Origin of the sequence: Pseudomonas sp. URMO17WK12:I12, assembly GCF_000514395.1 — a bacterium.
In the GTDB taxonomy this organism is placed as follows: domain Bacteria; phylum Pseudomonadota; class Gammaproteobacteria; order Pseudomonadales; family Pseudomonadaceae; genus Aquipseudomonas; species Aquipseudomonas mucoides.
Window position 1 is genome coordinate 167130 of record NZ_AZVV01000010.1, and the last position, 13593, is coordinate 180722.

Annotated in this window: 10 protein-coding genes, 4 tRNA genes and 1 pseudogene; 9 read left to right on the forward strand and 6 right to left on the reverse strand. The window is 59.7% G+C overall.

Translation table 11 applies throughout. From position 1 onward, the window contains the following. Positions 1-36: 36 nt before the first annotated feature. The 3 genes from xopAW to D882_RS0115000 all read right to left on the reverse strand — a co-directional run bounded on the left by xopAW (position 37) and on the right by D882_RS0115000 (position 2948). Positions 37-888 carry a XopAW family type III secretion system calcium-binding effector gene (xopAW, locus tag D882_RS0114990; protein ID WP_027924002.1) on the reverse strand — a complete coding sequence of 284 codons (852 nt, stop codon included), beginning with the start codon at positions 886-888 and terminating at the stop codon, positions 37-39. A gap of 246 nt (positions 889-1134) precedes the next feature. Next, a complete protein-coding gene (locus D882_RS0114995) occupies positions 1135-2190 on the reverse strand; it encodes a HAMP domain-containing sensor histidine kinase (RefSeq protein ID WP_027924003.1) in 1056 nt (351 codons plus the stop codon). Beyond that, entirely contained in the window at positions 2190-2948 is a 759-nt protein-coding gene (locus D882_RS0115000) for a response regulator (protein ID WP_027924004.1), read from the reverse strand. The genes D882_RS0114995 and D882_RS0115000 overlap by 1 nt, the downstream gene beginning before the upstream one ends. 293 nt (positions 2949-3241) lie before the next feature. On the opposite strand from D882_RS0115000, the gene pyrF reads away from it, so the two are divergent. Continuing rightward, a complete protein-coding gene (gene pyrF / locus D882_RS0115005) occupies positions 3242-3940 on the forward strand; it encodes an orotidine-5'-phosphate decarboxylase (RefSeq protein WP_027924005.1) in 699 nt (232 codons plus the stop codon). A gap of 139 nt (positions 3941-4079) precedes the next feature. On the opposite strand, the gene D882_RS0115010 is transcribed toward pyrF, so the two are convergent. After that, the gene (locus D882_RS0115010) at positions 4080-5084 is read right to left on the reverse strand and encodes an NADP-dependent oxidoreductase (protein WP_027924006.1); all 1005 of its coding nucleotides are present in this window, start codon (positions 5082-5084) and stop codon (positions 4080-4082) included. A gap of 228 nt (positions 5085-5312) precedes the next feature. Here D882_RS0115010 and D882_RS0115015 point away from each other — a divergent pair, with 228 nt between their 5' ends. The 4 genes and pseudogenes from D882_RS0115015 (at position 5313) to D882_RS1000000133555 (ending at position 9711) form a co-directional block, all read left to right on the forward strand. Beyond that, positions 5313-6074, forward strand: a complete 762-nt coding sequence (locus D882_RS0115015; protein WP_027924007.1) for an SDR family oxidoreductase — start codon at positions 5313-5315, stop codon at positions 6072-6074. Between the two features lie 184 nt (positions 6075-6258). Then, positions 6259-7638, forward strand: coding sequence for a PLP-dependent aminotransferase family protein (locus D882_RS0115020; protein WP_027924008.1), 1380 nt, complete (start codon positions 6259-6261; stop codon positions 7636-7638). A 987-nt stretch (positions 7639-8625) separates the two neighbouring features. Further along, positions 8626-8802: pseudogene (locus D882_RS1000000133550) on the forward strand (HAMP domain-containing protein); the annotation flags it as partial. A 204-nt stretch (positions 8803-9006) separates the two neighbouring features. Continuing rightward, positions 9007-9711 carry a methyl-accepting chemotaxis protein gene (locus tag D882_RS1000000133555; RefSeq protein WP_371258949.1) on the forward strand — a complete coding sequence of 235 codons (705 nt, stop codon included), beginning with the start codon at positions 9007-9009 and terminating at the stop codon, positions 9709-9711. A gap of 150 nt (positions 9712-9861) precedes the next feature. Here the strand turns inward: D882_RS1000000133555 and D882_RS0115030 are convergent, their stop codons facing one another. Continuing rightward, the gene (locus D882_RS0115030; RefSeq protein WP_027924010.1) at positions 9862-10632 is read right to left on the reverse strand and encodes a hypothetical protein; all 771 of its coding nucleotides are present in this window, start codon (positions 10630-10632) and stop codon (positions 9862-9864) included. 378 nt (positions 10633-11010) lie between these two features. Between D882_RS0115030 and D882_RS0115035 the strand changes: the two genes are divergently transcribed. The 4 genes from D882_RS0115035 to D882_RS0115050 all read left to right on the forward strand — a co-directional run bounded on the left by D882_RS0115035 (position 11011) and on the right by D882_RS0115050 (position 11424). Further along, positions 11011-11086: transfer RNA gene (locus tag D882_RS0115035), tRNA-Glu, on the forward strand. A 2-nt stretch (positions 11087-11088) separates the two neighbouring features. Further along, positions 11089-11164, forward strand: a tRNA-Gly gene (locus tag D882_RS0115040). Positions 11165-11269: 105 nt separating this feature from the next. Further along, a tRNA-Glu gene (locus D882_RS0115045) sits at positions 11270-11345 on the forward strand. Between the two features lie 3 nt (positions 11346-11348). Next, positions 11349-11424, forward strand: a tRNA-Gly gene (locus tag D882_RS0115050). 255 nt (positions 11425-11679) lie between these two features. Here the strand turns inward: D882_RS0115050 and D882_RS0115055 are convergent. After that, positions 11680-13419: a dipeptidase gene (locus D882_RS0115055; RefSeq protein WP_027924011.1), complete on the reverse strand. Its 1740-nt coding sequence runs from the start codon at positions 13417-13419 to the stop codon at positions 11680-11682. Positions 13420-13593 lie beyond the last annotated feature (174 nt).

The following is a 13593-nucleotide window of genomic DNA, read 5'->3' on the forward strand; positions in this document are numbered from 1 at the left end:
TAGGGTCGCTGCGGTCTACCGGGCTTGACGCTTGGCTCAGGTCGCGACGTTCAAGTACTTGCCCACCGTCGCCACGTTATCGAGCGAATACTGTTTGCTCAGATTGGCGACCATCTTGTGCAGCGCATCGTTGACGTTGAACTGATCGGTCGAGCTGTCACTGGTTTTCTCACGGCCTGCTTGCAAGGCTGCTTTCAATTCATCGCTGCTGACACCGCCGCTGCTGTCACTGTCCAGTGCCTTGAGCAGTGCGGCGCTGGTGTCGGTGCTGGTCGATGACGGGCGGTTGCTCGCCTGCAGCGCGCTGCTCAGTTCGGTGGCGGTCACGCTGCCATCACTGTCGGTATCGAGCTGGCCGAACAGTTCCTCGCTGGACACCTGCTGTGGCGGTGGGGGCGCAGGGGCGAGGCTGGCGGCGAGTTCGTCCTTGCTGACGGTACCGTCCTGGTTCTTGTCCAGGGCCGAGAAGATTTCCTTGCTGTCGGCACTGCTGCCAGCGCTGGTCAGGCCGGTGCTCAGCTCGTCGCTGCTGATGGCGCCGTCACCGTCGGTGTCCAGGGCGCTGATCATTGCATCGGCGAGTTCAGTGCTCGGTGGTTGATCGTGTTGCGGTGGCGGAGGCGGGGCCATCGCGGCCATTTCTTCACTGCTCAGGTTGCCGCTGTTATCGCTGTCGAGGTCGGCGAAATTTTTGCTCAGGTTGACCACCAGGCCGTCGTCGGATTTTTGCGACAAGGCACTTTTCAGCTCGTCCTGATCCACCGCGCCGTCGCTGTTGGTATCGAGCTTGGCCAGCAGTTCTTTCTGGAACGGCTGGCTGCGGGCGGTATTGTTTGTGGTGCTGCTGGTGCTGGTATAGCTCGTGTAGTTGCTGACGCTACCGATCATTGTGCTCACTCCCTGGAATGGAAAACCGGTGGGGACACCGGCTTCTGCAGCCTCAAGGGGCAAGGTGTCGTGGGTATGTGAGGTTTGTACCGGTCAGTACACAGATCACGTCAGGTACTTGTCGCAGCTGGCGAAGCCTGCGTTCGACTGCGAAGCAGTCGCTAGACCCTTCACCGCGGTGTTTCAGCAAGATAGAGTCAGTCGGTTTACGACTGCTGCGCAGCCGAACGCAGGCTTCGCCGGCTGCTACAGGGATCTAGGTAGATCAATGACGGCAGTCAAACCACCGCCTGGTGTTTCTTCCAGGCTCAATTGCCCGCCCAGACGTTCCGAAGCCTCGCGGGCGATGGTCATGCCCAGGCCGACACCGCCGGAGTTGCGGTTGCGTGAGCCTTCCAGGCGAAAGAACGGCTCAAACACCGCCTCACGTTTATCTGCCGCAATACCCGGCCCATGGTCAATCACCCGAATTACCAGGGTTTCGCGACTGTCTTCGAGGGTGATCAACGCTTGTCCCGCGTAGCGCAGCGCGTTATCCAGCAGATTATTGATACACGAACGCAACGCCATCGGCTGGACTTGCAGCGGGGCGCAGTGACCGCTGGCCTGCACATCGGCGCCCTGGTCCTGGGCGTTTTCACACAACGATTCCACCAACGCTTGCACGTCCATCCATTGCCGGGCCTCGCTGGTGCGCTGTTCATGCAGATACGTCAGGGTGGCGTCGAGCATGCTGATCATGTCGTCCAGGTCCTGACGCATCTGACCTTGCAGCTTCTCGTCGTCGATCTGCTCCAGGCGCAATTTGAGTCGCGACAGCGGCGTGCGCAGGTCATGGGACACCGCGCCAAGCATCCGCGAGCGCTGCTGCACCTGTTCGATGATGCGTTTCTGCATCAAGTTGAAGGTGTAGGCCGCTTGCCGCGCTTCCCGTGGCCCCGACTCATCCAGCGGCGTGCTGTCGAGGTTTTCGCTCAAGCGCTCGGCGGCATCGCTCAGGCGCTGGATCGGTCGGCTCAGCAGTTTGGCGCCGTACCAGGCCGCAATGACCAGCGAGATCAATTGAAAGGTCAGCGGCACCAACGGCCCGCCGAACCATGGTCGAGGCGGGCGGTTTTCAAAGCGTGGGTCCATCGGTGGGCGCTGCCCGTCGAGGCCTTGGGAAAACTCCGGCCGTGGCGGTGGAGGAGGGGGCGGGCCGTAATGGTGAAACCAGGCAAAGGCCAACAGGTGCGCAAGGAAAATCGCCAGCAACAGCACGCCGAACAGGCGGCCGAACAGCGTATCGAAGCGCGCACGCATCAGCCGATGTCTCTGGCGTCGAACAGATAACCCTCACCGCGAACGGTCTTGATCAACTGCGGGGCTTTGGGGTCATCACCGAGTTTCTGGCGCAGGCGCGAGACCAGCAGGTCGATGCTGCGATCAAAGGCCTCGATCGAGCGGCCACGAGCGGCGTCCAGCAATTGCTCGCGGCTGAGCACCCGGCGCGGACGTTCGATAAACACCCAGAGCAGGCGGAACTCGGCGTTGGACAGGGGCACCACCAGGCCGTCGGCGGCAATCAACTGGCGCAACACGCTGTTCAGGCGCCAATTGTCGAAGCGAATGTTCGCCCGTTGTTCGGTGCGATCATCGCGCACCCGTCGCAGAATGGTCTGAATCCTCGCCACCAGTTCACGGGGTTCAAACGGTTTGGCCATGTAGTCATCGGCGCCCAGTTCCAGGCCGATGATCCGGTCGGTCGGTTCGCAGCGGGCCGTGAGCATCAGGATCGGAATGTCCGACTCGGCACGCAGCCAGCGACACAACGACAAACCGTCTTCGCCCGGCAGCATCAGGTCCAGCACCACCACATCGAAATGTTCGGCTTGCAGCGCCAGACGCATCGCCGCGCCGTCGGTGACCCCGCTGGCGTGGATGTTGAACCGGGCGAGGTAGTCGATCATCAGTTCGCGAATCGGGACGTCATCGTCGACGATCAGGGCGCGAATGCTCCAGCGTTTGTCATCGCCGGGCGCTTTTTGATCGTCGTTCAAAGGGGCTTGGGTGTTGTGCATGCGTGCGTTCATCTGCCAGAGAGGCTGCCAACCACAAAGATGGGCTGCGAGGTTGTGGCTTCAGCATAGGCGTCCGGCCCGGAGGCGGGAAGTGCTGTAAGGACGTGTTGCGGCTGCCGACGGTAGCGATGAAGGATGTTGTGAGCGTGTCATGAGTGTATCGGCCTCGACACAATTGGCCAAAGGACTAGTCTTGCCTGAGCGCCGATGACGAATTACCGATCATCGGGTCCCGCAGCGCCGCTGGTTCCGCTACAATGCGCGCCGATTTCGTCCTGCCTGAGAGCCCTCACATGTCCGTCTGCCAGACTCCTATCATCGTCGCCCTGGATTTCCCCACCCGTGACGCCGCACTGAAGCTGGCCGACCAGTTGGACCCGAAGCTGTGCCGGGTAAAAGTCGGCAAGGAACTGTTCACCAGCTGCGCGTCGGAAATCGTCGGCACCCTGCGTGACAAGGGTTTTGAAGTGTTCCTGGACCTGAAATTCCACGACATCCCGAACACCACCGCCATGGCCGTCAAAGCTGCGGCGGAAATGGGCGTGTGGATGGTCAATGTTCACTGCTCCGGCGGCCTGCGCATGATGGCGGCCTGCCGTGAAGTGCTGGACCAGCGTACCGGGCCCAAGCCGCTGCTGATCGGCGTGACCGTGCTGACCAGCATGGAACGTGAAGACCTGGCCGGTATCGGTCTGGACATCGAGCCACAGGAGCAAGTGTTGCGCCTGGCCGCGCTGGCGGAAAAAGCCGGGATGGACGGTCTGGTGTGCTCGGCACTGGAAGCCCAGGCCTTGAAGTCGGCTCACCCGTCGTTGCAACTGGTGACCCCGGGCATTCGTCCGGCGGGCAGTGCGCAAGACGATCAACGCCGCATCCTGACCCCACGCCAGGCCCTGGACGCCGGTTCCGATTATCTGGTGATTGGCCGTCCGATCAGCCAGGCAGCTGATCCAGCAAAAGCGCTTGCCGCCGTAGTCGCCGAACTCGCCTGACCCAACACCGAAGATCAAAATGTAGGAGTGAGCCTGCTCGCGATTGCGGTCTATCAGTCGACATCATCATTGACTGATACACCGCTATCGCGAGCAGGCTCACTCCTACAGTAGTTTTGTGGTGTCTGGTAAGAGTGGGTTAAACCTTCAACACCAACTTCCCGAAATTCTCGCCGCTGAACAATTTCATCAGTGTCTCCGGGAATGTCTCCAGTCCGTCAACAATGTCTTCCTTGCTCTTGAGTTGCCCCTTGGCCATCCAGCCGGCCATTTCCTGCCCGGCGGCGGCGAACTGGGCGGCGTAGTCCATCACGACAAAACCTTCCATGCGCGCGCGGTTGACCAACAGCGCCAGGTAGTTGGCCGGGCCCTTGACCGCTTCCTTGTTGTTGTACTGGCTGATCGCGCCGCAAATCACCACGCGTGCCTTCATGTTCAGTCGGCTCAGCACGGCGTCGAGAATGTCGCCGCCGACGTTATCGAAATACACGTCCACCCCTTTCGGGCATTCGCGTTTAAGACCGGCGACGACGTCCTCGTTCTTGTAGTCGATGGCACCGTCAAAACCCAATTCGTCGATCAGGAACTGACACTTGTCCGCGCCGCCCGCAATCCCGACCACGCGGCAGCCTTTGATCTTGGCGATCTGCCCGGCGATGCTGCCCACCGCGCCGGCTGCGCCCGACAACACCACCGTGTCACCGGCCTTCGGCGCGCCGACATCGAGCAGGGCGAAGTAGGCCGTCATCCCGGTCATGCCCAGGGCGGACAAGTAGCGTGGCAACGGCGCCAGTTTTGGATCAACCTTGTAGAAACCGCGCGGTTCGCCGAGGAAGTAATCCTGCACGCCAAGCGCGCCGTTGACGTAGTCCCCGACCGCAAACCCCGGGTTGTTCGACGCAACGACTTTGCCTACGCCCAGGGCACGCATCACTTCACCCAGACCGACCGGTGGAATGTAGGACTTGCCCTCGTTCATCCAGCCGCGCATGGCCGGGTCCAGGGACAGGTATTCGTTTTTCACCAGAATCTGACCTGCCGCCGGCTCACCGACCGGTACTTCCTGATAGGTAAAAGTCTCGCGGGTTGCTGGACCCACTGGACGTTTGGCGAGCAGGAACTGGCGATTGGTCTGGGTAGTCATGACAGGCACTCAAGATGAATGAAGCCTTGTTGATAGCCCTTCAGGCCCAATGCCGCAAGTTTGGCTGATACGGCGAATGCACATCGATCCAGTGCAGTGATAGTTGGCACCGTCGTTCTATCACTGCCACGCATGGGCGCCCAACCGGCCACCTGATAGTGCTGCCGTGGCATGACCCTTCGTGGCTAGACTGAAAATACGAAATCCCCCGCACTCGAGGACATAACAATGAGCATGACGTTTTCCGGCCTGGTCGCCGTGGTGACCGGCGCTGCCAACGGTATAGGCCGTGCGACGGCCCAGGCATTCGCGGCCGAAGGGTTGAAAGTGGTGGTGGCCGACATGGACACCGCCGGCGGCGAAGGCACCGTGGCGCTGATTCGTACGGCCGGCGGCGAAGCGACCTTCGTGCGTTGCAACGTCACGCTGGAAAGCGATGTAAAAAATCTGATGGACGAAGTGGTCAACACCTACGGCCGTCTCGACTATGCCTTCAACAACGCCGGCATCGAGATCGAGAAAGGCAAACTCGCCGACGGCACACTGGATGAGTTCGACGCGATCATGGGCGTCAACGTCAAGGGCGTCTGGCTGTGCATGAAGTATCAGTTGCCTTTGTTGTTGGCCCAGGGTGGCGGTGCGATCGTCAACACCGCTTCGGTGGCGGGCCTTGGGGCTGCGCCGAAGATGAGCATTTACGCGGCGTCCAAACATGCAGTCATCGGCCTGACCAAGTCGGCGGCCATCGAATATGCGAAGAAAAAGATTCGCGTGAACGCGGTCTGCCCGGCGGTGATCGACACTGACATGTTCCGCCGTGCCTATGAAGCAGATCCGAAGAAGGGCGAGTTTGCCAACGCCATGCACCCGGTGGGTCGCATCGGCAAGGTAGAGGAGATCGCCAGCGCGGTGTTGTACTTGTGCAGCGACGGTGCGGCGTTCACCACCGGCCATTCGCTGGCGGTGGATGGTGGCGTTACCGCGTTTTGAAATCAGGCGCTGCAATGTAGGAAAAAGCCCGCACGTTTGCGGGCTTTTTTACAGTTCCGTGACGTGGCTGATCAATGTGTTTCAAAGGGTTAGAACCGAGGGTTTTGGCGGCGTTGTCGCACCTCTCCTCCAGCGCTCCTGTGATTAACTGTTTCCCGCAAAACGGACAGGAGTTTGCTTGCTCATGGAATTGAGAATCGATCGACAGGCATTGGTGCCAGTCGTGCAGCAAATCGTCGACGGGTTGGCCGACTGGCTCCGTCGGGACGGAGTGCTGCCGGGGACACGTTTGCCTTCAGCGCGGCAAATTGCACGGGTCAATCTGCTCAGTCAATCCAGCGTCGTCGAAGCCTGTGAGCGCCTGGTCGCACAAGGCATGCTGGCGCCGCGTCAGGGCTCCGGTTTCATAGTTGCCCATCCTGCGCAGGGACCGGGTTGTCCCTGGTCAGAAGGGGCGGACGTAACGCAGGAGTGCGTGACGGGCAAACTTCAACTGGGCTGTGGCAGCCTGCCCGAAAGCTGGCGTGAAACCGACGATTTGAGCTACGCGATTCGCCAGGTGAGCCGCACCGACATGGCTGCTTTGTTCAGCTACAGCACGCCACTGGGGTTGCCAGCCTTGCGATCGCAGATCCTCAAGCGTCTCCAGCCACTCGACATCGAAGTGGATGAACGACGGATACTGACCACCACCGGGGCGACTCACGGGCTGGATCTGATCGTGCGTACGTTGCTTAAACCCGGGGATTGCGTGGTGGTGGAAAGCCCGGGGTATTCGCTGTTGTTCGATCTGCTCAGGCTGAACGGCGTGACGATGATCGAGGTGCCGCGTACCCCCCGCGGGCCTGATACGCAGGCGCTTGAAGCGTTGTTGCTGAAGTACCGGCCCCGTGCGCTGTTTATCAATAGCTTCTACCACAACCCGACCGGCAGCAGCCTGGCACCCGCCGTGGCGCAGCAGGTGCTGCAACTGACCCGAGACCACGGTGTGCTGGTCATCGAAGATGACGTCTTTGCCGATTTGCACCGCGGCCCCGGCACTCGCCTCGCGGCGCTGGGTATCGACGACAACGTCATCTACGTCGGTAGCTACTCTAAAACCCTCAGCAGTTCATTGCGCGTCGGCTTTGTCGTCGCCAGTGTCGCGGTTGTTTCGCGACTGGCCGAGGTCAAGATGACCAGCAGCATGGGCGCTTCAAGATTCTGCGAATCGGTGCTGGCTTGCCTCTTGGCCAGCGGCGCGTATCGCAAATTGGTCCAGCGTCAGCGCCAGCGATTGAACACCGACAGAGAGGCTGCCTTGCAGATACTCGAAGATGCCGATTGGGAGGTTTTCGGCAAACCGGTGGGCGGATTGTTCATCTGGGCACGATCACGAATGTCTGACTACGCTCAGGTGCGCACGCAAGCCCGACGCTTCGGTGTGTTGTTGTCTTCCGCCACTGCATTCAATCCCGGCGGTGAGGCCACGGACTGGCAGCGCATCAACGTGGCTTGCGCCTGTGATCCTCGTGCCCGGGCATTTTTTCAGGCCACCACTCTGAATCGACCTCAAGCGTTCTGAAAACGACGCGGGCGTAGCTTTTTGCCATTATTCCGACGCCAGAGACTTGTGCTGGCACAGGCCCGTTGCGAATCTGCGTCAACAGACTATGTCAGGGGACTAAGTGCAATGATTTCGGCCGTGCAAGGACGTTTTGCCAACCTCGGTATGGCAAAAAAAATGGGTGTCGGGTTTGTCCTGGTGCTGCTGCTGACCGCGCTGGTGGCAGCCATCGGCGTGTGGTCCCTGCAAACCATCAGTCATCGCTTCGATGGGCTCAAGCAGATGTCGTCGCTCAATAGCGGCTTGCTCAAGGTGCGTCTGCTTGAGCAGGAGTACGCCTTGCACGGCAACCCGAAAACCGCCGATGCCCTGCACGAAGGCGTTGATGGCCTGATCGCTCTGGCGACCCAGCTCAAGGCTGCGTCCGCGGCTAACGTGCCGGTGATGAATGATGTCGAGCAGTCGCTGGGTGCTTATCGCAAGGCGTTCGATGAGTTTGTCTCGCTGAGTCAGGCCAAGGACCTGGCGCTGGAAATGGCCAGTTGGTCGGTGTCCAGCGTGGCCAACAACCTTGATGTGTTGCAAGCCGGCCTGGCCGATGATGGCGCCTACACCTTGAAGCAATCCGAAGGTAAGGAGGGTGGGCAATTCCTTGAGCAGGCCAGTCAGGTCAGCCAGGTCTCGCGGTTGATGTTGCAGGCCATGAACGAGGCGCGCGTGCGTCTGGACCAGAGCCGCAAGGGTGACGACAGCGCAGGCCAGGGCAAGATCGAGCAGGCGGAACAGGCGTTGACCCAGGCCGAACAGCTGAAAACCACGGTCAAGGATGAGGGCTATCAGACGGTCCTCAATGAAGTGAGCGGTCACATCGGCAGTTTCAGCGAAAAACTGACGGAATATACCGGCCTGTTGGCCCAGGAGAAAACCGTCTACGAACAGTTGCATCAGCGCGCCGCGCAAGTGGTGGAGCGGGTGGATCAAGCCTATGTCGCCGAAGACCAGTCGATGCAGGCCGAGTTGAAAAAGAACTCGTTGCTGATCATAGGCTCCTCAGCCCTGGCGTTGCTGGTCGGGCTGGTGGCGGCGTGGGTGATTACCCGGTTGATCGTGGCACCGCTGCGCAGTGTGATCCTGGTTGCCCAGCAAATTGCCGCGGGTGATTTGAGTGCGACGGTTGAAGTGACGCGCCGTGACGAGATCGGCCAATTGATGCAGGCGATGCAGCAGATGGGCGCCGGGCTCAGCAGCATCGTCAGTGGCTTGCAGGCCGGTATCGAGCAATTGGCCAGTTCGGCGCATTCACTGTCGGCGGTGACCGAGCAGACCAACCTGGAAGTCAGCAGTCAGAAAGAAGAAACCGAGCAGGTCGCCACGGCGATGAACCAGATGACCGCGACGGTGCACGACGTGGCGCGCAATGCCGAAGAGGCGGCCCAGGCCGCACAGACCGCGGATGGCAAAGTCGAAAGCGGTCAGCAAGTGGTGCGCCAGAGCATGGCACGCATCGAGCAACTGGCGGATTCGGCGACGTCGGCCAGTTCCAGCATCGAAAGCCTGAGCGCAGAGATCCAGAACATTGGCACAGTGCTCAGCGTGATCAAAAGTGTTGCCGAACAGACCAACCTGTTGGCGCTCAACGCGGCGATCGAAGCCGCGCGGGCAGGCGAGCAGGGCAGGGGGTTTGCCGTGGTGGCCGACGAGGTCCGGGCGCTCGCCAAGCGTACCCAGCAATCGACCGAGGAGATCGAGCGACTGGTCAGTGCCTTGCGCTCGGCCGCTCAATCGTCGGTGCAGCAGATTCAGAACAGCGGCGAACTGGTGAAACTCGCCGTCAGCGATGCGTTGCAGACCGAGAGTGCGCTGGGGAGTATTGCGGCAGCGGTGTCGTTGATTCAGCAGATGAACCAGCAGATTGCCGCGGCAGCCGAGGAGCAGAGTTCGGTGGCCGAGGAAATCAATCGCAGCGTCACGAGCATTCGCGCGAGCGCGGATCAGTCGTCACTGGCGATGCAGGGCAACGCGGCGTCCAGCATTGAGCTGGCTCAGCTCGGGCTTGAACTGAAAGGGATGGTGGGGCACTTCCGGCTCTGAAGAGCCCTGTGATCACTGTGGGAGCCTTGTGGGAGCGAGCCTGCTCGCGATGACGGCCCGACAGCCAACCCATCTCTCCCGACTGCACTCCCCACCCAACCCAACCCAAAAAAAAGCCACCTTCGCAGGTGGCTTTTCTATTCTCGCAAATCAGTCGTAGATCACTTTCTTTTTCCAGTCGGCATCGGCGTCGACTTGTTTGAGGCCTACGTTCAACTGGTTTGCCTCACCCTCAACGGCAGCGATGTTGTCCATCACCATGGCGTTGGCGCGAGCCAGGAGTTTCTCCAGGTATTCCAATTGCTCGGCATAGACCTGCGGCTCTTGCTGTTTACGCAGGTACTGCACGCCACGTTCGAACGCCAGGCGCGCCTGACCTGGCTGGTTCTGTTGCAAGCAATGCTGGCCAAGATTGTTGAAGAACTCGATGTGCAGCAGTACCAGGATATGGCGGACTTCGCGGATCCAGCGCTTGGCTTCGTTGGTCGGCAGGAAACCGTCCTGTGCGGCACGGGTGATCTGGCCATGCAGGGCTTCCAGCAGGAAGCGTACGTCCTTGGCCTTGGCTTCGGTCTGGATCGGTGCTGGCGGATTGTTGACCGGGATCGACTCGCCTTGGGCGGCAAGGGCCTCCAGTTCGGTGATCCGCGCCCTGAGGTTGGCACTGGTCTTTTCCAGGTTGAGCAGGCGCTGGCAGACGTTGAGCTCCAGGCGGGTCAACAGCAGCTTGAGCGCCGGTGTCATCAACTGGCCGGGAAAGGTCTCGGTGATCTCGCCGCAGCGACGCAGGCGGTCGTTGAGCTCAACCTTGGTACGGGCCTTTTCCAGCTTGTTGTTTTCCACCACATGGTTCATGTAGCCAATGGCGATCAATAGTGCGATCCCGGCTACAACTAGCAGGGTGATCATGAGTGGTGTCACCGGTAAGACCTCTTTATAGGGTTTGCGTTCGAGTGTAGTGGCTTGCCATTGGGGCGCATAGGCCGCTCGACGACTTGAATCAGCTATGGCCATAAATGTATCGGCCGTTGCTCTGCTTATATAAATGGTGGCGAAGATGTTCCAGATTGCCATCATCTTGATGGCGTGGACTATAGCGTCTTGAAGGAGGCCGGAATATAGGCGTTGGGGGCCAGTCTGTGGAAAAGCCCGAAACGCGTCTGAAAGCAGGGCGAAGTCATTGATTTAAATAAATTTATATCTGGGGGTTGACGACCCCTCAATCCATCCATAGAATGCGCGCCACTTACAGCGTAAAGCACACAGCGAAACGCGGTAGGGAGTGAATGTTGTACGTGTGTCCCCTTCGTCTAGTGGCCTAGGACACCGCCCTTTCACGGCGGTAACAGGGGTTCGAGTCCCCTAGGGGACGCCAATGCGGGAATAGCTCAGTTGGTAGAGCACGACCTTGCCAAGGTCGGGGTCGCGAGTTCGAGTCTCGTTTCCCGCTCCATTTTTAAACAGCGTTGCTTTCGGGCGGCGTTGAGTGAAACCAGAACCGATATCTTCGGATGCGGATTTGGGCACTGAAATACACACCATGTGTTTCAGTTAGCGTGTCCCCTTCGTCTAGTGGCCTAGGACACCGCCCTTTCACGGCGGTAACAGGGGTTCGAGTCCCCTAGGGGACGCCATTTGCGGGAATAGCTCAGTTGGTAGAGCACGACCTTGCCAAGGTCGGGGTCGCGAGTTCGAGTCTCGTTTCCCGCTCCATATTTAACGAAAACGCCGCTCAGCAATGAGCGGCGTTTTTGTTTGTGCGTTTTTTATGGCGCAACAAAAAAGCTTCTTCGAGTTGTGCCGATCAGTTCAAGTGTTCAGCAACGCAATCCTTGTGGGAGCGAGCTTGCTCGCGATAGCGATGGGGCAGTCAACATTGATGTTGAATGTAACTCCGCCATCGCGAGCAAGCTCGCTCCCCCAGGTTTTGTTCCCTGACTGATGAGCATCAGGTGGGTCGGAAGGCGATCAGAGCTTCGGCAACTGCCCGATGCGCCCCATCATTTCGGTCACGATCTGCAGGTCCAGCAGGAACTGGTCGACCGTCTTGAACTCGTTATCCGTGTGGCCGGTGTATTTCACTTCCGGCCGGGCCAGGCCGAATTGCACACCATTGGGCAGTTCATGCACCGACGTGGCGCCGGCAGAAGTGCCGTACTTGTGTTCCATGCCCAGGTTTTCGCTGGCCACGGCCAGCAAGGCCTTGACCCACTCACCCTCAGGATTGCGATACATCGGCTCGGCGATGGAATAGTCGAACGTTGCCGCTACGTGGCTCTTCTTGCTCCAAGCGCCAATCTTTTCGGCAATTTCGGCCTTGAGGGCTTCCGGGGACTTGCCCTTCGGCACGCGCAGGTTGACCGCCAGCTTGAAGGTTGTGTCATTCATCCCGACAAAGGTCAGAGACGTCGTCAGCGGCCCCATGAAGTCATCGGCAAAACCGACACCCAATTTCCCGCCCAGGTAATCCAGCCCCCAGTTGTCGGCAGCGTAGCGGGCGGCGTCGGTGATGTGGTTGTGCTTGAGCGCGACTTTTCCGTCGAGGCTGTTGATGAAGTCCAGCATCCTGGCGACCGGGTTGACGCCAGACTCGGGCTCGGAGGAGTGGGCGGAAACGCCGGTCACCGTGAGCTTGACGTCCTTGTCGACGACTTTGGCGCTTACCTCGAAGTTTCCACCATTGCGCTTGGCATACTCGCTACCGGCCTTTTGCAGGCTGGCGGCCAGTTCGGCAGGCTTGTCAGTCACTAATGTGGCGACCGAAGCCGACGGAATCTGGTTGGTGGCCAAGCCGCCGGTCATCGAGGTGATTTCCGCGCCCTGGCCCTCGCCGTCACGCCGGGCAAAGCTGCCCATCACGGTGCCGTAGCCTTTTTCGGCGATGACCACCGGGTAGCCGCCGTCCAGCGCCAGGTTGTAGTTGGGCGTCGGGTTGTGTTCGAAGTAATAGGGGATGGCGTCGCCGGTGGTTTCTTCGGTGGTGTCGATCAGCAGCTTGAAATTCCTTGCCAGCGGCAGCTTCTCTTCCTTGATCACCTTCATGGCGTACAGGGCCACCACGATACCGTTCTTGTCATCCTCGGTACCGCGACCATACATGCGGTCGCCGATCAGGGTGACCTTGAACGGATCCAGGCGGGTGCCGTCTTTCAGGACCCAGTTCTCTGGCGTCACCGGCACCACGTCGGCATGTGCGTGAATGCCCACCACTTCATCACCGCTGCCCTCAAGGGAAATTTCATAGACACGGTTGTCGATGTTGCGGAAATTCAGGTTGAAGGACTGGGCAAGGCTTTTGATCTTGTCGGCGATCTTGATGAATTCGGGGTTGTCGTGCTGAGCAACGCCCTCCACCTGGAAGGTCGGGATTGCCACCAGCTCACGCAACGTCTCGGTAGCCGCAGCGCCATATTTCACCCGTGCATAGAGGCCCAGAAGACGATGGATTTCGTTCTGCTGTTCCGGGGTAAGCGTCTTGTTGTCCTGGAAAGCGCTGATGGCCGGGCCGAGGTCGGCGGTTTTGGCCAGGTTGCTTTTGGCCACGCCGGCCAGGAACTGCCTGAAATCCGAGGCTGAGGCGTCGCTGAAATTCTTGAGAATGGTCGCACTCTGTTGCGGGGTGATGTTGGTTTGCGCGGCTACGGTAAACGACGAAAGGCTGGCCAGAATCAGGGTCGACGCGGCCAGATGCTTAAGTGAGAAGTCCATTGTGAAAGGCATTCCTTTGCAGGCGGTTTGTGGGAAGTGTCTGATCGATTGGTCAGAAACATTTCCAAACTAACACCACGTAGGCGTGAAAGGGGAGGCTTTAAAGTGGGATCTGTCGCACAGAAATGCAAAAGCGACGCAGATATGAAAAAGGCCCGCGAGTCAGACTCGGCG